The sequence below is a fragment of the Serratia sp. LACPHL-BACT-2024-00286 genome (genome assembly GCF_043109535.1).
GTDB lineage: Bacteria > Pseudomonadota > Gammaproteobacteria > Enterobacterales > Enterobacteriaceae > Serratia > Serratia sarumanii.
In genome coordinates, this window is the sequence record NZ_JBICNA010000007.1 from 90,150 (window position 1) to 109,041 (window position 18,892).

Here is an 18,892-nt window from a genome sequence, read left to right on the forward strand (position 1 = left end):
CTTATATTTATCAGATATTTTGCGTGGTGCGAAGAGAGGGACTTGAACCCTCACGTCCGTAAGAACACTAACACCTGAAGCTAGCGCGTCTACCAATTCCGCCACCTTCGCACTGTCACAAAATACTGCTAAATCGTCACTTCGTCAGGAAGTGGGGTGGCTAATGGGACTCGAACCCACGACAACTGGAATCACAATCCAGGGCTCTACCAACTGAGCTATAGCCACCATTACTACTTCTTACTCACGCGGTAATATACCACCGCAGCTCCTGCGCACAAACTTAATGGCGCGCCCGACAGGATTCGAACCTGAGACCTCTGCCTCCGGAGGGCAGCGCTCTATCCAGCTGAGCTACGGGCGCGTAGCGCCGTTGCGGGAGGGGATACTACGGATTTACGCCAATCCTGTCTAGTGCTTTTTCGCAGAAATGTTGCGTTTGATTACGCTTTGCTCACTCCCGCGCACAAAAGCGCACTCCGTAGCCCCTTTTCGCCGTTTATTGGCGCGTTTCTACCCGATTTTCAACCGGATGATGTTTCTTGTGCATGCCGAAAGCGAAGTAGCACAGGCTGACGCCGGCTAAGAAAATCGCCCCGACCAGCAGGGAAATGCGCGTATCCGGGTTGATTCCCATGCCGACCAGCACGCAAACCAGAAAAGCGATGGTCAGATAGTTCACATACGGGAACATGATCGACTTAAAGCTGTGGTTTTTGATCGCTTCCTTATGGGCGCGGCGGAAATAGAGTTGGCTTATCAGCACCACGAACCACGGCACCATGCCCGGCAGCACGCTCGCGCTGTAGACATAAACGAACACCTGCTCCGGATTCGGGATGATGTAGTTCAGCGCGGAGCCCACTAACAGGCAGCCGATGGTGACGGCGATGCAGTTCACCGGCACGCCGCTGGCGGAAAGCTTGGTCAACGCCGCCGGCAGTTGGCGGTTCTTGGCCAGGGCGTACAGCATGCGGCCGCCGCTGTACATGCCGCTGTTGCAACCGGAGAGCGCGGCGGTCAACACCACGAAGTTGATGATGCCGGCGGCGGCAACGATGCCGATCTTGGCGAAGGTCAGCACGAACGGGCTGCCGGTGGTGCCGATGCCGTTCCACGGGAAGATGGTGACAATGACGAAGATCGCACCGACATAGAAGATCAGGATGCGCCACAGGATATTGTTGATCGCGCGTTTCAGCGTCACCTGCGGGTTCTTGGCTTCCCCGGCGGTGATGCCCACCAGTTCAACCCCCTGATAGGACGCCACCACGATGCACAGCGCAAACAGGAAGCCTTTCCAGCCGCCGGCAAAGAAACCGCCGTGCGCCGTCAAATTGGCGAAACCGATAGGTTCACCGCCGTTGCCGAAGCCGAAGAAGATCACCCCCAGCCCCACCAGAATCATCACGATGATGGTGGTGACCTTGATCATGGCGAACCAGAACTCCAGCTCACCGTACAGGCGCACCGCCGCCAGGTTGGCCAACGCGACCATCGCTACGGCGATCAGCGCCGGCACCCACTGCGGTATTTCCGGGAACCAGAACTGCACATACACCCCGATGGCGGTGATTTCAGAAATGCCGACGGCAATCCACATAAACCAGTAGCCCCAGGCGGTCAGGTAACCGAAGTAGGGATTCATGTACTTATGCGCGTAAACGGCAAACGACCCGGCAACCGGCTCGAGGAACAGCATCTCCCCCATCGAACGCATAATGAAGAACACGAACAGCCCGGCGATAATGTAAGCCAGCAGCACCGACGGCCCCGCCCATTTCAGCGTACTGGCCGAGCCCATAAACAGGCCGACACCGATGGTGCCCCCCAGAGCGATAAGCTCGATATGCCGGGCCTCAAGGCCCCGGTGTAGCCCTTGCGGTTTCTCTTTGTGTGCCATAAATCCTCAATAATTTTTCTCGGGTCGTGTTTGCCTGCCGGCCGCTGCCGGTCGTTATTGTCATTATTAAAAGAATAAATCATCCCCTGCCGATCGGATTGGCATCAACGGGTTGTCGGAGCGAAGTGGCCGTGAGAAGGACATCGTTCAGCGCTGTCGCATCAAGCTTCAGCGGCCAGGGATAATTTCCGGGCGGTATCGTTTCGCATTTCGCCGCTATAAGCAAACCGCAATTTAAAACTTTATGGAATAAATGCGACGACGTTTAGGGCCGAGGGTTATAGATATGCGGGAGAAACGCGCAAAAGCAGATTATTGGTACAGCAGACCGGAGCGGAACAGCACTTTCCGCCCCGGATGAGGGGTTACATCTTGCCGCTGTAGTAGTAGCCGACAAACTTCAACAGCTTCAACTGCCGGCCGATGCGGCTGGGTTGGCTGAGCAGGCGGTAGAGCCATTCCAGACCGAGGTTCTGCCACACCTTGTGCGCACGCTTCACATGGCCGGTAAAGACGTCGTAGGTGCCGCCCACGCCCATATACAGCGCCTGCGGATGCACCTTGCGGCAGTCGCGCATCAGAATCTCCTGCTTCGGCGATCCCATCGCCACCGTCACGATCGCGGCGCCGCTGGCACGAATACGCTCGAACAGCGCCTCGCGCTGATCCGGTTTGAAGTAGCCGTCCTGGCTGCCCACCAGGTTGACATTCCACTGGCTGCGCAGCTTTTGCTCGGTTTCCGCCAAAACCTCCGGCTTGCCGCCGACCAGGAAGACCGGCGTGCCTTCACGGCCGGCGCGTTGCATCAAGGCTTCCCACAGATCGGCGCCCGCAACGCGCGAAACGTCCGCCGCCGGGTATTTGCGGCGAATCGAGCGCACCATGCTGATGCCGTCTGCGTACTTGTACTCCGCCTCATCCAGCAACGCATGCAGCGCCTGGTCCTCTTCCGCCTTCAGGATCTTTTCCGCGTTCATGGCCACCAGCGTGCCCTGTTTTACCCGGCCGCCGTCGAACAAAAAGTCCATGCAGTGCGCCATATCGCGAAAGCCCCACAGGCTGAAACCGCGCAGCTCATACTGCGGCACCGAAATCTTTGCTTCCATCGTTCTCATTACCCTTACAAAAGACCGTTGGCCCGAGGCGGCGACGCCAGCGCGCGGGTGCGCGTCACTCTGGCCTTGATCAGCCCGGCGGTATCGAACAGCCAATACAGCAACTTCGCCAGCACCAGACAGGCGCCGAAAATAATGCAGAAGAACACCACGCGCGACACGAATGAATCCACCCCTTCCCGCGCCAACACGATGATGTTGAACACCGCGCCGAAGCAGAACCCCTGCAGAATGGCCGCCTTATAGCGGTTCGGCTCGGTTTTGCCCAGCTCATACAGCCAGTCGAACCACTTGATGATCATGCCCACCAGAATCGCGCCGAGCGGGATAAACAGCGCGCCGCCCATCACCACCAGCGAACCGATCAGCGTCGGCGAAATCGCCAGCCCGGAGTGGTTGTTCAGCACTTCCCAGGTGAAGTAGTTGGCCGAGTTCAGCACCACGTCCGGCCGGCCGGGCCAGAGCCAGGTAGGGATAAAGACGTAGAAATCACGCAAGATCGGCGCCAGGCCCTGGAAATCGATCTTGTCGTAATTTTGCAACAGCAGCGCCAGGTTTTCCCACGGCGAGAAGGTATCGCGGGTCAGGTAGAGGAAGGTATAAAACGCCTCCGCGCCGCTGACGTCCAGGCTGTAGCGCTTCAACGCCAGCCAGAACATGCCGACCACGCCGAATATGCCCGCCGCCGCCAGCATCCACAGCGTGATCCAGCCGCGCACGATGCCGATAAACAGGAACAGCGCGAAGGCGATGATGATGTTGGCGCGGGTGCCGCCGACGATCACGTAGGTCAGAATGCCGAACGCCACCGTCGCCACCAGGAACAAGAACCAGGCGCGCAGATCCTGCCGCAGGAAATAGACCACCAGCATCGCCGGAATGAAGAAGTAAAAGAACCGCTTGAGCGCCACGCCGGACACGTCGCTGGAGAAGATCTGGCTGTAGGAATTGAGCTTGAACAGCAGGAAGCCGTTCTGCATGAAGAAGATCCCAACGGTACCGATCGCCACCAGCGCCAGCAGCACCCAGGTCATATGGGTTTCCACCCGGTTCATGGTAAACAGCGCAGCGCGCGGCTGCGTGCGGCGCTTGCGCAGCCGGGTCTTGTAGGTAACGTAATAGATGGCGTAAAACGCCGTCGCCGACAGCAGGGCGTACAGCAGAAACTCCACCGGCACCACCTCGACGTCAAACTGGAACACCAGCAGGCAGGTCAAAGGAAAACCGAAATAAAACGTCAGCAAATACAGCAGCGAGAAGAAGACGTTGAAGTTAAAGCGCACGCGCCGAAACTCCTGATAGGTCAGCGTCAGGATAAACGTCAGGCTGACCAGATAGACGACGAACAGGCCGCCGAATTGCGCCAACGTCATGAGTGCTCTCCCGCCGCCAACGCCAGGGCTTGCTGCCAACCGTCGACATAGTTCGGATTGAAGAAGGCGATCGCCTGTTTATCCACCGCCGCCAGCTGACGCTGCGCTTCACGCACCACCGCCTCGTCCAGCGAATCGCCGTAGAACAGCACCGGCAGATGCTGTTCCGCCAAATCCTGCCAGAACGGGTTTTGCCGGCTGAGCACGAAAGGCACGCCGAACTGAATCAGCAGGCACAGGGTGCCAATCCCCTGCTGGCGATTGAAAATGAAATAGCCGAGATCGCAGGCGCGTAAAATATTGAGATAGTCCTCAAACGCCACCTGCTGCGTGAGCAGCTGCAGGTTTTTCTCGCCGAACAGCGGCAACCCGGCGGCGCGCACCTGCTCGATGTAGGCATCGTTGTTGGCCGGATAACCCATCGGCAGGATCACGCGCACGTCGGCGCCGAACTGCTGATGAATCGCCTGCAGCGCTTCGATATGCCGATTGCTGCGATCGCCGGAGTTGCCCACCAGAATCGTCATCGGCCCGGCCAGGTTTTTCTCGACGTGAACGTCGGTCAGCGCCGGATCCATGCGGGTCGGGAAGTACAGCAGCGAGGCCGGCACCCGCGCATGGCGCTGCTGGTAGTGAATCACGTCACCGCGGGTAGCAAACACGTTCCCCACCCGCCCCTGGGCAATGCGGCGCAGCAGATAGAACAGCCGGAATTTCCAGCTGGTGGCGTCTTCATACAGATCGGCGCCCCAAATATGCCAACTGACCTGACGCGCCTTGATCTTGCCGCTCAGCAGCGCCAGCCACAGCCCCGGATTGAACTGGCCGTGCAGGAAGAAGCGCGCATCGCGATCGGCCTGAGCACGCGCGATGACCGCCGCCGCCAGGCTTTTCTTGTCCGCGTAGGGCGCAATGTTCAGGGCGGGGAAATCTCCCAGTGCCGCCACATCCTTGGCCGCCACCATAAAATGCCGCGTCTGCTCAGCCGGCAGACGCGGCGCCAGCACGTCGTTGAAGAAGCGCAGCACCGTCTGGTTATGATGCGGGATATCGGATCCCAGAACGTGAATCAGTGTGGTCATACTCGTCTACGATAGATAAGAAATACGCAGCTACAGAGCGCGAAATACACGATGTAGGTTGCCATATAGGCCTGAGCCGCCCCCAGCGCGCCGTGCAGCGGGATCAGCCAGTGCGAGAACAGCGTCAGCAGCAGAAACTGGCTGACTTCCGTCAGGATATAGAAGCGCAGCGATGCTTTGGCGATCACCAGATAGCCGAACACATAAGCCCCGACTTTCAGCACGTCGCCCACCAGCTGCCAGGCAAACAGATCGCGCATGGCGACGAATTTGTCCGAGAACAGCAGCCAGATGGCGAAATCACGCAGCAGCCACACCGTAAAGCTCGCCGCCGCTACCGCCGGCAGCACGAATTTCAACGAGCGCACGATCTCCCGCGAGATGGCGCCCTTGTCCGTCAGCCGCGACAGCGTCGGCAGCAGATAGACGGTAAACGAGGCGGTGATGAACTGCAGATAGGCATCGGAAATGCTGCTGACGCCCTGCCAGATCCCCACTTCATCCCAACCGTAATGCGCGGCCAACAGGTTACGCATCATCACATAGGCCACCGGCAGCGTCACCGAAGTGATCAGCGCCATGACGGTGAACTTGCCGAGGTTGCCGGCCACGAGTTTGTCCCAGCGCGGCGCCAAATAGCGCAGCGGCAGCGTTTTGCGCCGCCACAGCATCAGCCCGGCCGGCAGCACCACCAACGCCGGCACCAGCGCCAGCCCCGCCAGCGCGCCTTCATAACCGCCCAGCTTGAAGCACAGGTAATAAGCCACCACGCCGATCAGGCTGCCGCCGATCACCGCCAGCGCATTGCCCATCGCGTCGCGATAGCCTTTCAGCACCGCCATAAACAGGTTGGCGTAGGCGATGCCCATCTGAATGAAAGCGACGGCGCGCACCACATCGACGTAATCGGCATGCCCGAACAGCCCGATACTAATCGGTTCGGCGGCGAACAGAAACACCAGCGCCAGCAAGGTCGAAAAGCCCAGCACGATGCTCGACCCGGTGCCCACCGCCAGACGCAGACGCTGCGGATCCTGGTGGTACTCCGCCACGTATTTGGTGATACCGTTAAAAATGCCCGCGCCGGACAGCACGCCCAGCACGGTAATCAACTGGCGGAAATTACCCGCCTGCCCCACCCCGCTGGGGCCAAACGCCACCGCCAGCAGTTTCACCACCAACAGCCCCACGCCGATTTTGATCAGCGTGGAGCCGGCGGTCCATATCGATGCTTTTGCCAACGACATATCAGGCAAAGAAACTCAGGATGGTATTGATTACCGTACGCTGATTGACATCAGACATATTGTAGAACAGCGGCAAGCGCACCAGGCGCGCGCTTTCCTGCGTGGTGTAACGATCTTCGCCGGCAAAGCGGCCAAAGCGTTCGCCGGCCGGGCAATCATGCAGCGGGATATAGTGGAACACCGCCATGATTTCGGCTTCCTTCAGGTAGTCGATAAAGGCCGTGCGCTCTTCGATATCGCGCAACTTGATATAGAACATGTGCGCGTTATGCACGCAGTCGGCCGGGATTACCGGCAGTTCGATGCGGCCTGACCGGGCCAACGGCAGGAAGCTGTCGTAGTACTTCTGCCACAGAGCCAAACGGCGCTGGTTGATGCGCTCCGCCACTTCCAGCTGGCCCCACAGGTAGGCGGCCTGCAGGTCGGACATCAGATAGCTGGAACCGATGTCGCGCCAGGTATATTTGTCTACCTGGCCACGGAAGAACTGGCTGCGGTTGGTGCCTTTTTCGCGGATGACTTCCGCCCGATCGATCAGAGCCGGATCGTTCACCAGCGTCGCGCCGCCTTCGCCGCCGGCGGTGTAGTTTTTGGTTTCATGGAAGCTGAAGCAGCCGATATGGCCAATGGTGCCCAATGCCTTGCCTTTGTAGGTCGACATCACGCCCTGCGCGGCATCTTCCACCACGAACAGGTTATATTTCTTCGCCAGCGCCATGATGGTATCCATCTCGCAGGCCACGCCGGCATAGTGCACCGGCACAATCGCGCGGGTTTTATCGGTGATCGCCGCTTCGATTTTGGTTTCGTCGATGTTCATGGTGTCTGGACGCAGATCGACGAACACCACTTTGGCGCCGCGCAGCACAAAGGCGTTGGCGGTGGAAACGAAGGTAAAGCTTGGCATGATCACTTCGTCACCCGGCTGGATATCCAGCAGAATGGCGGCCATTTCCAACGACGCGGTGCAGGAAGGCGTCAACAACACTTTCGCGCTGCCGAAACGCTGTTCCATCCACTGCTGGCAGCGGCGGGTGAAACCGCCGTCGCCGCACAATTTGCCGCTGCCCATGGCAGCCTGCATATATTCCAGTTCAGTGCCAACAACCGGTGGAGCGTTAAATGGAATCATGTCTACCTCTGTATAACCAGTACGCGGTGCTTTCAATCACGGCACCCTGTCGTTGATAGAGTCGTAATGCGGCGATATTGCCCACCTGGGTCGCAACCCGCAGGCGCTGCATCCCCTGCTGCCGACATTCGGCGATCGCCGCCGTCATCAGCCTGGCGCCCACGCCCCGGCCGGATGCGCCGGGGAAAGCCGCCAACAGGCCGATGCGCATTTCCTGGCCGCCAATGTCACGCAGGCTGACAAAGCCTTCGGGTTGCCCCTGGCTATCCAGCACCAGCAAGCATTGATGATCAAAGGTGCCCTGCACCGCTTTTTCGATCCAGGCCGCATAGAATCGCCCGCTATCGGCGCGATCGTACCACGGGGCGCGAAATCGGCTGGCGGCGAACACCTCACCGGCGGCAGCGCGCAATGACGAGATGTCCTCGGGAACGGCCTGACGCACCGCAACCGCCGAAGCGGCATCGGCCATCGCGCTTTCAGGCGCAACGTTCACCACCAGGTCCACTTCCCCTTCGACCAGCCGGAATCCCAGCGTCGACAGCGCATCGGCCCACTCCAGGTGGCAAGCGGGGATTTTGGCCTGCACCAACGCATAGGCATCCAAATCAGCCTCGGCTACGGGTGCCGCCGAGCTATCGAAATGTAACTTGGCGCTTTCCAAGTGGAAGAAGTCGCTCTCCCACTGCAGCGGTTCAATACTGGCGTGGACGCGCATGCAGTAAATCCAGTAAATATTTGCCGTAACCGGTTTTGGCCAGCGTCTGAGCCGCGCGTTTTACGCCCTCATCATCCAGCCAGCCATTGCGCCAGGCGATCTCCTCGAGACAGGCGATTTTAAAGCCCTGGCGTTTTTCTACCGTCTGCACAAAGCTGCTGGCTTCCAGCAGACTGTCGTGAGTCCCGGTGTCCAACCAGGCGAAACCACGCCCCAGCAGCTCGACGTTCAGCTCTCCGCGTTCCAGATACATCTGGTTAATGCTGGTGATTTCCAGCTCGCCGCGCTCCGAAGGCTTCACCTGTTTGGCAAACTCCACCACCTGGCTATCGTAGAAGTACAGGCCGGTCACCGCCCAGTTAGACTTCGGTTTAACCGGCTTTTCTTCGATCGACAGCGCGCGGAAGTGGTCGTCAAACTCCACCACGCCAAAGCGCTCGGGATCCATCACCTGATAGCCAAACACGGTCGCGCCGGTGGTGCGTGCTGCAACGCTTCTCAACTTGGGACTGAACCCCTGACCAAAGTAAATATTGTCGCCCAAAACCAGACAGCTCGGCTCACCGGCCAAAAATTCTTCACCGATCAAAAATGCCTGAGCCAGGCCATCGGGACTTGGCTGTTCGGCATAGCTGAGATTGATGCCGAACGCTTCGCCGCTGCCCAAGAGCCGCTTGAATGAAGGCAGATCTTCCGGCGTGGAGATAATCAGAATATCTTTGATTCCCGCCAGCATCAGCACCGACAACGGGTAATAGATCATCGGCTTATCGTAAATCGGCAATAGCTGTTTCGATACGCCGCGGGTAATCGGATGCAGACGCGTACCGGAACCGCCGGCCAGAATAATACCTTTCATACGTACTCCAAAACCCGCCGCGCAGCCGCAGAGCGACACGGCGTTAAATTAATCTGACAGCCCCAAACGCTCGCCGGCATAAGAACCGTCTTGCACCCGGCGCCACCAGGTTTCGTTGTTCAGGTACCAAACCACGGTTTTGCGAAGGCCGCTTTCGAAGGTTTCCTGCGGCCGCCAGCCCAGCTCACGATCGATTTTGCCGGCGTCGATAGCGTAACGCATATCGTGACCCGGGCGATCCTTCACGTAAGTGATCAGATCGCGGTAGTTCGCCACGCCCTGCGGCTTGTTCGGCGCCAGTTCTTCCAGCAGATCGCAAATGGTCTGCACCACTTCGATATTCTTGCGCTCGTTATGGCCGCCGATATTGTAGGTTTCGCCTACCACGCCTTCGGTCACGACCTGATAGAGCGCGCGCGCGTGATCTTCGACATACAGCCAGTCACGCACCTGCGCGCCGTTGCCGTATACCGGCAGCGGTTTGCCGGCTACCGCATTCAGGATCACCAACGGAATCAGCTTCTCCGGGAAGTGATAAGGGCCGTAGTTGTTCGAGCAGTTGGTCACGAGGGTCGGCAAACCGTAGGTGCGCAACCAGGCGCGCACCAGATGATCGCTCGACGCCTTGGAGGCGGAATACGGACTGCTCGGCGCATACGGCGTGCTTTCGGTGAACAGATCGTCGGTGCCGTGCAGGTCGCCATACACTTCGTCGGTGGAGATATGATGGAAACGGAAAGCCTGCTTCTTCTCTGCAGCCAACGGCTGCCAGTACTGGCGCGCCGCTTCCAGCATAGTGTAAGTGCCCACCACGTTGGTCTCGATAAAGGCCGCCGGGCCGTCGATAGAGCGATCGACGTGGCTTTCCGCCGCCAGGTGCATCACCACGTCCGGCTGATACTGGGCAAATACCCGATCCAGCTCGGCACGATCGCAGATGTCGACCTGCTCGAAAGCATAGCGCTCGCTCTCGGCCACCACCGCCAGCGACTCGAGGTTACCGGCATAGGTCAGCTTATCCACCACCACCACGCGATCGCCGGTGGCCTCGATGATGTGCCGCACAACCGCGGAGCCAATGAAACCGGCACCACCGGTAACTAAAATACGTTTCAACGCCAGACTCCCTTAGTATCCACCACCCAGCTTTGCTTGATCTCTTCCGGCCGGATAGCCTTGAACTGCTGGTGATCGACCAACATCACGATCACATCGGCCTGCTGCAACGCCTCCGCGACTGGCGTCAACGTCACATGGCCAGCCAGCGACTTCGGCAACTGTTCGACGTTCGGTTCCACCGCCAGCGTTTCGCCGACGTGCCATTCGGCGATCAGGTGCGCCACTTCTACCGCCGGGCTTTCACGCAAATCATCGATATTCGGTTTGAAGGCCAGGCCGAAGCAGGCAATTTTGACCTCGGACGCACGCTTGTCGGTGGCGGCCAGACAATCGGCCACCGCCGCTTTCACCCGGTCGACCACCCACAGCGGTTTGCCGTCGTTCACCAGGCGTGCGGTGTGGATCAGGCGCGCCTGCTGTGGATTCTGCGCCACGATAAACCACGGATCGACGGCAATGCAGTGACCGCCGACACCCGGCCCCGGCTGCAGAATATTCACCCGCGGATGGCGGTTCGCCAGGCGGATCAGTTCCCAGACGTTGATCCCCTGCTCAGCGCAGATCAGCGACAGTTCGTTGGCAAAGGCGATATTCACGTCGCGGAAGCTGTTTTCCGTCAGCTTGCACATCTCGGCGGTGCGCGAGTTGGTGATCACACATTCGCCCTCGAGGAAAATCTTGTACAGCGCGCTGGCACGTTCCGAGCACTTCGGCGTCATGCCGCCGATCACGCGGTCGTTTTGAATCAGCTCCACCATCACCTGCCCCGGCAGCACGCGCTCCGGGCAGTAGGCGATATTCACGTCCGCCGCTTCGCCCGCTTGCTGCGGGAAGCTGAGATCGCTGCGCGCCTGCGCCAGCCAGTCCGCCATTTGTTCGGTGGCCCCCACCGGCGAGGTGGACTCCAGGATCACCAGATCGCCTTTTTTCAGCACCGGCGCCAGCGATTTCGCCGCCGCTTCGACATAGGCCAGATCCGGCTCGTGATCGCCCTTGAACGGCGTAGGCACCGCGATCAGGAACGCATCGGCCGCCAGCGGTTTGGTCACCGCCCGCAGGAAACCGCCGTCGACGGCGTCCTTGACCACTTTGTCCAGATCCGGTTCGACGATGTGGATCGCGCCGCGGTTAATGGTATCTACCGCATGTTGGTTAACACCTACACCCACCACTTTTTTCTTGCGGGAAGCGAACGCCGCCGCCGTTGGCAAGCCGATATAACCCAGGCCAATAACCGAAATAGTGTCAAAACTCATAGTGTCACCTGATGATTCTTTAAAGCTTCGAGGATACGCTGACAGGCATGTCCGTCACCGTATGGGTTATGCGCCCGACTCATCGCGTGATATTCGCTTTCGTCCGTCAACAGCCGGGTCACCGCTTCAACAATTTTGGCCACATCGGTGCCGACCAGACGCACCGTGCCCGCATCTATCGCTTCCGGGCGTTCGGTGGTGTCGCGCATCACCAGCACCGGTTTACCTAACGATGGCGCCTCTTCCTGAATGCCGCCGGAGTCGGTCAGGATCATGTAAGCCTGGGTCATCAAATAGACAAATGGCAGATAATCCTGCGGCTCGATCAGCATGACGTTGTCGATGCCTTTCAAAATGCGATTCACCGGCTCGCTGACGTTCGGATTGAGATGCACCGGATACACCACCTGCACTTCCGGGTGATTGCGGGCGATCTCCGCCAGCGCGCTGCAAATCCGCTCAAAGCCGCCGCCAAAGCTTTCGCGGCGATGACCGGTGACCAGGATCAGTTTCTTGTCGGCGTCGAGGAACGGATAACGCTGTGCCAGGCCAGCCCGCAGCGCGGCATCGCTCATCACGCGGTCACGCACCCAGAACAGCGCGTCGATCACCGTATTGCCGGTCACGAAAATACGGTTGTCCGGCAGCAGCTCGCGCAACAGATTTTGGCGCGAGTTCTCGGTTGGCGCGAAATGGTACATCGCCAGGTGGCCGGTCAGTTTGCGGTTGGCCTCTTCCGGCCAGGGAGAATACAGATTGCCGGTGCGCAGCCCGGCCTCGACATGCCCGACGGGGATGCGTTGATAGAACGCCGCCAGGCTGGTCGCCAGCGTGGTGGTGGTATCGCCGTGCACCAGTACTACGTCCGGTTTGAAGTCTTCCAGCACCCCTTTCAGCCCTTCCAGGATGCGGCAGGTGATTTCCGTTAGCCCCTGGCCGGGTTTCATGATGTTCAGGTCGTAATTCGGCGTGATCTCAAACAACCGCAATACCTGATCCAACATCTCACGATGCTGTGCCGTTACGCAGACTCTTGCGTCAAAAGCCTCATCCTGGGCCAGTGCATGTACCAGCGGCGCCATTTTGATGGCTTCAGGTCTGGTGCCGAAAACAGTCAACACTTTCACAGCGACTCTCTTTTGGTCGGTTAATCGCAGGCCACGCCTGCGAATCGGGCGCTCACGCGCCCTGCATCAGATTATTATATTATTTTTTAACTACGCGGCCGACGCGCCAAGGCAACGCCCGCGCCAACCAAAGCGCCCATCGCGCCCCACAGAATCAGCCAGAATACCCGGCGCGGGCTGTCGCGTTTTACCGGCTCTTCCGGCGTGCGCAAATAACGATAGGTCTGGAACTTCTCATCCAACGTCGGGCCAACGTTCAGCGTCGCCAGCATCGCACGGTTCTGATCGTAATCCAGGTCATAGGTCGGGCCGGAGGCCTGCAGACCTTCCAGACGCGCCTGCAGCATTGGCCGGCCCAGCAGGAACAGATCCGAATCCGGCAGTTGCTCGGCCGGGGTGTCGGTCTGCGCGCGGCTGATCCCCTGGCTTTCGGCGATTTTCAGCGCCTGCTGCGTGGTGTTCAGCTCGCGCTTGTAAACCGACTCCGCCACCGCTTCCTGCCGCTTGACCTGCGCCTTCATTGAGGTAGTGCGAGCGGCCCACGCCCCCTGGATCTCTTCGTTCAGGTGCAGGGCAGCGCGGTGGCTGGCGAAGGCCACGTATTGACGCAGCAGGCGGTTGGCGTCCGCGGCAGTTTCCGCCGTCAGCTTCACGCCGTCGTTCGGCACTTTCTTGTCGTCGCGCGGCGTGAACAGGATGTTGTTGATCAGCTCGTCGAGCAGCGCCGCATCCGCGCGGGCATCCCCTTCCTGACGTTGCTTGTAGTAATCGCTCTGCAGCCAGAAATCGCGACGCGTATCGTAAGCCGCCAGCTGCATGATGAACTCATTGTAGGCTTCGTCCGCGATGCTCGGCTGATCGCCGGCCGTCGCCGGCAGCGTGCGCACATCCAGATTGCGCAGGAACTGCTGCTGGGAGTAGTAACCGCCCAGCGCATTCACCGTGGGTTTGTCGGTGATTGCGGTCGCGCTCCATTCTTGCTTTACCAGATAAGAGACGATCAGCGCGACCGCCGCGAACAGCACCGCAATGCCGATAATCCACGGTTTGCCGCGCCACAGGGTGCAGCACAGGCCGCGGATATCGAGTTCGTTATCCACCGCCGGGGTATGCTTGTCAGACGTTGTTTCTGGATTCATCACAGCCAAAAAGCCTCTGGTTAAGATACTTGCTTGTTATCGCTCGAACGCCGCAGGCGACGCTTGATACGCTTAATGTACCGCGCAACCCGCCAGGCGCGCTTGATGCAGTAACCGTACAGGAAGAAAGCAAGCAAGAATAATGCCAACATAACCCACTCTGGGATAAAAGTCAGGCGTTCGCCGATCACGCCAACCGCCGCCAGCAATGCGGCCGCCAGGGTAATCAACACGAAAGCCTGCCGCGGCGTAAAGCCGGCGCGCATGATCAGGTGGTGAATATGTTGACGATCGGGAGAGAAGGGGCTCATCCCCTTGCGTAAACGACGATACATGATTGCTATCATGTCCATCAGCGGAATAGCGATGATCCACAGTGCGGTCACCGGATTAATCGAGTGTGCCTTGCCCTGCGAGCTTTGCAGCAGCAGCCAAATGGCGGTAAAGCCGATCAGGGTACTGCCGGCGTCCCCCATGAACACCTTGTAACGGCGGCCGAGAATGCCGAGGTTGAGCAAAATATAGGGAACGATGGTGGCAATCATCGCAAAGCACCAGAACGCCATCTCATGGTGGCCGCTCAGGTACAGCAACAGACCCAGCGCACCGAAGGAGACGCACGACAGCCCACCCAGCAGGCCATCAATGCCGTCGACCATGTTGAAGGCGTTGATCGCCGCCCATACCGCGAACAGCGTCACCAGATAGCCGAACGGCCCCAGCAACATCTCCCAATCACCCAGTACATGGCCGAAGCTGCGCAGATACAGACCGGCGAACGCCATCATGGCGATGCCGACCAACGCCTGCACCAGGGCGCGGATTTTAACGCTGATGTCGAAACGATCGTCGAGCGCGCCCACAAACACCAGAATGCCGGCGCAGGTCAGATAAAGCTTGGCGTGCGCGATAGGTTGTTCGGAAATCCAAAACGCGAAGCACAATCCGGCATAAACGGAAATACCGCCGACCAGTGGAATCAGCCCCTGATGGCGTTTGCGATAATTGGGTTTATCTACCAGACCAATACGTTTTGCCGCCTTGCGGGCAACAAAGAGAAAAGCCAAAGAAAACAGGAAAACAAATAGAATTTCAGTACTCATAGTGAGTAAGTTCACAGTTAACAGATCTCTGTAGAAGATAAGGCAGCTTACCACGGGCAATAGCTTGTGCCATCGACCCCCGCCACCTTTCGGTCATTTCCTATGACAACGGTGATTCATGCCTATTTTCTTCGCATCGGCTGACAAAACGACAGCAGCAAAGCCGATCGGCACCGAGCCGACCGACAAACAAGATGAATTCTCAATAAGTCGAGGAAACAACTTACTTTTCCATTACTGCTACTTATCGTATCCGCCAAAAGCGAAAAACGCCACGACTAGGCGTGGCGTTCAGCGAATTTTTTAACGAATTATGAGCGTTTCATCATATCGAAGAATTCATCGTTGGTTTTAGTCATCGCCAACTTATTAATGAGGAACTCCATCGCGTCAATCTCACCCATCGGGTGAATGATTTTGCGCAGGATCCACATTTTTTGCAGCTCTTCGGAAGTGGTGAGCAGCTCTTCTTTACGGGTACCGGAGCGGTTGTAATCGATCGCAGGGAATACGCGCTTCTCGGCGATTTTACGCGCCAGGTGCAATTCCATGTTGCCGGTACCTTTGAATTCTTCGTAGATCACTTCGTCCATCTTCGAACCGGTATCGACCAGCGCGGTCGCGATGATGGTCAGGCTGCCGCCCTCTTCCACGTTACGCGCCGCACCGAAGAAACGCTTCGGACGATGCAGGGCGTTGGCGTCCACACCACCGGTCAGCACCTTGCCGGAAGCCGGTACCACGGTGTTGTAGGCACGCGCCAGACGGGTGATGGAGTCGAGCAGAATGATCACGTCTTTCTTGTGCTCAACCAGACGCTTGGCCTTCTCGATCACCATTTCGGCCACTTGCACGTGGCGCGAAGCCGGCTCGTCGAAGGTCGATGCGATCACTTCGCCTTTCACCAGACGCTGCATCTCGGTCACTTCTTCCGGACGTTCGTCGATCAGCAGCACCATCAGCACGCAGTCTGGGTGATTGTAGGCGATGCTCTGCGCAATGTTCTGCAGCAGCATGGTTTTACCGGCTTTCGGCGGCGCCACGATCAGGCCGCGCTGGCCACGGCCAATCGGTGCCGCCAGATCCAGTACGCGCGCCGTCAGGTCTTCGGTCGAGCCGTTGCCGCGCTCCATCCGCAGACGGGAATTGGCGTGCAGCGGCGTCAGGTTCTCGAACAGGATCTTGCTGCGGGCGTTTTCCGGCTTGTCGTAGTTGACTTCGTTGACTTTCAACAGGGCAAAATAGCGCTCGCCTTCTTTTGGCGGGCGAATCTTACCGGAAATGGTGTCACCTGTGCGGAGGTTGAAGCGGCGGATTTGGCTAGGGGATACGTAGATGTCGTCGGGACCGGCGAGGTAGGAACTGTCTCCAGAGCGGAGGAAACCGAATCCATCCTGCAATATCTCGAGCACGCCGTCGCCGAAGATATCTTCTCCGCTTTTCGCATGTTGCTTCAGAATGGAGAAGATAATGTCCTGCTTGCGCATGCGGGCAAGGTTTTCCAGCCCCATATTTTCGCCGAGAGTAATCAGCTCAGAAACCGGCGTATTCTTTAATTCGGTAAGATTCATAGTGGTGGGTTCTTAAACTCGGGGTATGTCTCGAACTTGTATCGTGAATGGTATGGCAGCGAGATGCGTGCCTGTTTACTGGACGTTCGATCACCGGGCGCAGAGCCGTCGCGGTAAGAAATGGCTTACATCGGGCGCACGCATTGACGGTTGAAGATCGAAGGTACCTTAAAAATGATTTTTGCAAAACCGTTTGATTGCCAAAACACGGGCTGAGTTCAGTTTACTTTCAACGCCAGTGATTCGACACAGAGTATAGCTTTAGATTCAAACTCTTTAGATTTAAAACTTCGGGCAAGTTCTATATGCAGTGTGGTTAAACTTAACACGCTTCTTGGCAGGCGTCTAGCGGTGAATTGAACATCACCGCCAGGCGCCTGATACTGGGCTTCCCGCCCGATTACAGATTCGCGTTCAGGAAATCTTTGAGCTGACCTTTGGACAACGCGCCAACCTTGGTCGCGGCCACTTCACCGTTCTTGAACAGCAACAGCGTAGGGATGCCACGGATACCGTACTTGGGCGCGGTAGCCGGGTTCTGATCGATATTCAGCTTGGTGATGGTCAGTTTGCCTTCGAACTCTTCGGCAATCTCATCCAGAATCGGAGCAATCATCTTGCACGGCCCACACCATTCAGCCCAGAAATCGACCAGGATCGGCCCTTCCGCTTTCAGCACGTCAGCGTCGAAGCTGCTGTCAGTCAGGTGAATAATTTTATCGCTCATGTTCTACTCCACAGGATTATGTCTACCTTGTTGGTGTAGCATTAACCAACTCAAGGTGATTTTATTGCACCGCGTTTATTTCAACGGATGTGCTTTCGTAAAGCAATAGTTAGCTGATATTCTACCACACTATGAGCAAAACACACTTGACTGAACAGAAGTTTTCCGACTTCGCCCTGCACCCGTTAGTCCTTGAAGCCCTTGAGAAAAAAGGGTTTCACAATTGCACGCCCATCCAGGCGTTAGCATTGCCGCTCACGCTCTCCGGGCGTGACGTTGCAGGTCAGGCGCAAACCGGTACCGGAAAGACGCTGGCGTTTTTGGCGTCTACTTTTCACTATTTGCTGACTCACCCGGCGAAACAGGATCGCCAGACCAATCAGCCGCGCGCCTTGATCATGGCGCCTACGCGTGAACTGGCGGTGCAAATCCACTCCGACGCAGAAGCGCTCTCCCAGAGCACCGGCCTGAAACTGGGCCTGGCCTACGGCGGCGACGGCTACGACAAACAGCTGAAAGTGCTGGAAAGCGGCGTGGACATTCTGATTGGCACCACCGGCCGTTTAATCGATTACACCAAGCAGAACTATGTCGATCTCGGCGCGATGCAGGTTGTCGTGCTGGATGAAGCCGATCGCATGTACGATCTCGGCTTTATCAAAGACATCCGTTGGCTGTTCCGCCGCATGCCTGCGGCCGATCAACGCCTGAACATGCTGTTCTCCGCCACCCTGTCCTATCGCGTACGCGAGCTGGCCTTCGAGCAGATGAACAACGCCGAATATGTTGAAGTGGAACCGGAACAGAAAACCGGCCACCGCATTAAAGAAGAGCTGTTCTACCCGTCCAACGAAGAAAAAATGCGTCTGCTGCAGACGCTGATCGAAGAAGAGTGGCCGGATCGCGCCATCATCTTCGCCAACACCAAGCACCGCTGCGAAGACATCTGGGGCCATCTGGCCGCCGACGGTCACCGCGTGGGCCTGCTGACCGGTGACGTGGCGCAAAAAAAACGCCTGCGCATCCTTGACGACTTCACTAAAGGCAACCTCGACATCCTGGTCGCCACCGACGTCGCCGCGCGCGGTCTGCACATTCCTGCCGTCACCCACGTCTTCAACTACGATCTGCCTGACGATTGCGAAGACTACGTGCACCGCATCGGCCGTACCGGCCGCGCAGGCGCCAGCGGCCACTCCATCAGCCTGGCGTGTGAAGAGTACGCGCTCAACCTGCCGGCGATCGAGACCTATATCGACCACAGCATTCCGGTAAGCAAGTACAATAGCGATGCGCTGCTGACCGATCTGCCGGCGCCGAAACGCCTGTCGCGCCCGCGCGGCGGCAACGGCCCACGTCGCAACTCCGCGCCTCGTCGCGGCGGCGCGCCGCGCAACAACCGTAAACGCTCGAGCTGATCG

16 protein-coding genes and 3 tRNA genes are annotated in these 18,892 nt (G+C 58.2%); 1 reads left to right on the forward strand and 18 read right to left on the reverse strand.

The genetic code is table 11. From position 1 onward, the window contains the following. Window positions 1–24 precede the first annotated feature (24 nt). From ACF8MC_RS20170 to trxA, 18 genes are all read right to left on the reverse strand, one after another. Window positions 25–111, reverse strand: a tRNA-Leu gene (locus tag ACF8MC_RS20170). Window positions 112–152: 41 nt separating this feature from the next. Further along, window positions 153–228 (reverse strand) — tRNA-His (locus ACF8MC_RS20175). A gap of 59 nt (window positions 229–287) precedes the next feature. Continuing rightward, window positions 288–364: transfer RNA gene (locus ACF8MC_RS20180), tRNA-Arg, on the reverse strand. A 135-nt stretch (window positions 365–499) separates the two neighbouring features. Then, window positions 500–1,903 (reverse strand): amino acid permease, encoded by a 1,404-nt coding sequence (locus ACF8MC_RS20185; RefSeq protein WP_033649864.1) that lies wholly within the window; start codon window positions 1,901–1,903, stop codon window positions 500–502. 365 nt (window positions 1,904–2,268) lie between these two features. After that, window positions 2,269–3,009 (reverse strand): lipopolysaccharide N-acetylmannosaminouronosyltransferase, encoded by a 741-nt coding sequence (wecG, locus tag ACF8MC_RS20190; RefSeq protein WP_164105543.1) that lies wholly within the window; start codon window positions 3,007–3,009, stop codon window positions 2,269–2,271. Between the two features lie 14 nt (window positions 3,010–3,023). Further along, complete coding sequence (gene wzyE, locus ACF8MC_RS20195; protein ID WP_164105541.1) at window positions 3,024–4,391, reverse strand: ECA oligosaccharide polymerase; 1,368 nt, start codon at window positions 4,389–4,391, stop codon at window positions 3,024–3,026. Beyond that, window positions 4,388–5,473: a TDP-N-acetylfucosamine:lipid II N-acetylfucosaminyltransferase gene (locus ACF8MC_RS20200; RefSeq protein ID WP_033636643.1), complete on the reverse strand. Its 1,086-nt coding sequence runs from the start codon at window positions 5,471–5,473 to the stop codon at window positions 4,388–4,390. The genes wzyE and ACF8MC_RS20200 overlap by 4 nt, the downstream gene beginning before the upstream one ends. Beyond that, window positions 5,470–6,720, reverse strand: a complete 1,251-nt coding sequence (gene wzxE, locus ACF8MC_RS20205; RefSeq protein WP_033636642.1) for a lipid III flippase WzxE — start codon at window positions 6,718–6,720, stop codon at window positions 5,470–5,472. The genes ACF8MC_RS20200 and wzxE overlap by 4 nt, the downstream gene beginning before the upstream one ends. Before the next feature lies 1 nt (window position 6,721). Continuing rightward, complete coding sequence (rffA, locus tag ACF8MC_RS20210; protein ID WP_033636640.1) at window positions 6,722–7,852, reverse strand: dTDP-4-amino-4,6-dideoxygalactose transaminase; 1,131 nt, start codon at window positions 7,850–7,852, stop codon at window positions 6,722–6,724. Beyond that, window positions 7,839–8,570, reverse strand: coding sequence for a dTDP-4-amino-4,6-dideoxy-D-galactose acyltransferase (gene rffC, locus ACF8MC_RS20215; RefSeq protein WP_164105539.1), 732 nt, complete (start codon window positions 8,568–8,570; stop codon window positions 7,839–7,841). Before rffC ends, rffA begins: the two co-directional genes overlap by 14 nt. Further along, on the reverse strand, window positions 8,548–9,429 hold the full coding sequence (gene rfbA, locus ACF8MC_RS20220; RefSeq protein WP_041037221.1) for a glucose-1-phosphate thymidylyltransferase RfbA: 882 nt from the start codon (window positions 9,427–9,429) through the stop codon (window positions 8,548–8,550). The genes rffC and rfbA overlap by 23 nt, the downstream gene beginning before the upstream one ends. 48 nt (window positions 9,430–9,477) lie before the next feature. Beyond that, complete coding sequence (rffG, locus tag ACF8MC_RS20225) at window positions 9,478–10,545, reverse strand: dTDP-glucose 4,6-dehydratase (RefSeq protein WP_079656108.1); 1,068 nt, start codon at window positions 10,543–10,545, stop codon at window positions 9,478–9,480. Continuing rightward, on the reverse strand, window positions 10,542–11,804 hold the full coding sequence (gene wecC, locus ACF8MC_RS20230; protein WP_392423871.1) for a UDP-N-acetyl-D-mannosamine dehydrogenase: 1,263 nt from the start codon (window positions 11,802–11,804) through the stop codon (window positions 10,542–10,544). Before wecC ends, rffG begins: the two co-directional genes overlap by 4 nt. After that, window positions 11,801–12,931, reverse strand: a complete 1,131-nt coding sequence (wecB, locus tag ACF8MC_RS20235; RefSeq protein WP_041037227.1) for a non-hydrolyzing UDP-N-acetylglucosamine 2-epimerase — start codon at window positions 12,929–12,931, stop codon at window positions 11,801–11,803. The genes wecC and wecB overlap by 4 nt, the downstream gene beginning before the upstream one ends. 86 nt (window positions 12,932–13,017) lie before the next feature. Further along, window positions 13,018–14,070 (reverse strand): ECA polysaccharide chain length modulation protein, encoded by a 1,053-nt coding sequence (gene wzzE, locus ACF8MC_RS20240; protein WP_033636634.1) that lies wholly within the window; start codon window positions 14,068–14,070, stop codon window positions 13,018–13,020. A gap of 20 nt (window positions 14,071–14,090) precedes the next feature. After that, window positions 14,091–15,188, reverse strand: a complete 1,098-nt coding sequence (gene wecA, locus ACF8MC_RS20245) for a UDP-N-acetylglucosamine--undecaprenyl-phosphate N-acetylglucosaminephosphotransferase (RefSeq protein WP_154618228.1) — start codon at window positions 15,186–15,188, stop codon at window positions 14,091–14,093. A gap of 296 nt (window positions 15,189–15,484) precedes the next feature. Next, window positions 15,485–16,744 (reverse strand): transcription termination factor Rho, encoded by a 1,260-nt coding sequence (gene rho, locus ACF8MC_RS20250; protein WP_004934188.1) that lies wholly within the window; start codon window positions 16,742–16,744, stop codon window positions 15,485–15,487. 400 nt (window positions 16,745–17,144) lie between these two features. Next, complete coding sequence (trxA, locus tag ACF8MC_RS20255; protein WP_033636629.1) at window positions 17,145–17,471, reverse strand: thioredoxin TrxA; 327 nt, start codon at window positions 17,469–17,471, stop codon at window positions 17,145–17,147. Between the two features lie 131 nt (window positions 17,472–17,602). Between trxA and rhlB the strand changes: the two genes are divergently transcribed. Further along, a complete protein-coding gene (gene rhlB, locus ACF8MC_RS20260) occupies window positions 17,603–18,889 on the forward strand; it encodes an ATP-dependent RNA helicase RhlB (RefSeq protein WP_004934183.1) in 1,287 nt (428 codons plus the stop codon). Window positions 18,890–18,892 lie beyond the last annotated feature (3 nt).

Coding starts and splice junctions, on each gene's coding strand:
- ACF8MC_RS20185 (WP_033649864.1), bottom strand. CDS start 1,903: ATGGCACACAAAGAGAAACCGCAAGGGCTACACCGGGGCCTTGAGGCC.
- wecG (WP_164105543.1), bottom strand. CDS start 3,009: ATGGAAGCAAAGATTTCGGTGCCGCAGTATGAGCTGCGCGGTTTCAGC.
- wzyE (WP_164105541.1), bottom strand. CDS start 4,391: ATGACGTTGGCGCAATTCGGCGGCCTGTTCGTCGTCTATCTGGTCAGC.
- ACF8MC_RS20200 (WP_033636643.1), bottom strand. CDS start 5,473: ATGACCACACTGATTCACGTTCTGGGATCCGATATCCCGCATCATAAC.
- wzxE (WP_033636642.1), bottom strand. CDS start 6,720: ATGTCGTTGGCAAAAGCATCGATATGGACCGCCGGCTCCACGCTGATC.
- rffA (WP_033636640.1), bottom strand. CDS start 7,852: ATGATTCCATTTAACGCTCCACCGGTTGTTGGCACTGAACTGGAATAT.
- rffC (WP_164105539.1), bottom strand. CDS start 8,570: ATGCGCGTCCACGCCAGTATTGAACCGCTGCAGTGGGAGAGCGACTTC.
- rfbA (WP_041037221.1), bottom strand. CDS start 9,429: ATGAAAGGTATTATTCTGGCCGGCGGTTCCGGTACGCGTCTGCATCCG.
- wecC (WP_392423871.1), bottom strand. CDS start 11,804: ATGAGTTTTGACACTATTTCGGTTATTGGCCTGGGTTATATCGGCTTG.
- wzzE (WP_033636634.1), bottom strand. CDS start 14,070: ATGAATCCAGAAACAACGTCTGACAAGCATACCCCGGCGGTGGATAAC.
- rho (WP_004934188.1), bottom strand. CDS start 16,744: ATGAATCTTACCGAATTAAAGAATACGCCGGTTTCTGAGCTGATTACT.
- trxA (WP_033636629.1), bottom strand. CDS start 17,471: ATGAGCGATAAAATTATTCACCTGACTGACAGCAGCTTCGACGCTGAC.
- rhlB (WP_004934183.1), top strand. CDS start 17,603: ATGAGCAAAACACACTTGACTGAACAGAAGTTTTCCGACTTCGCCCTG.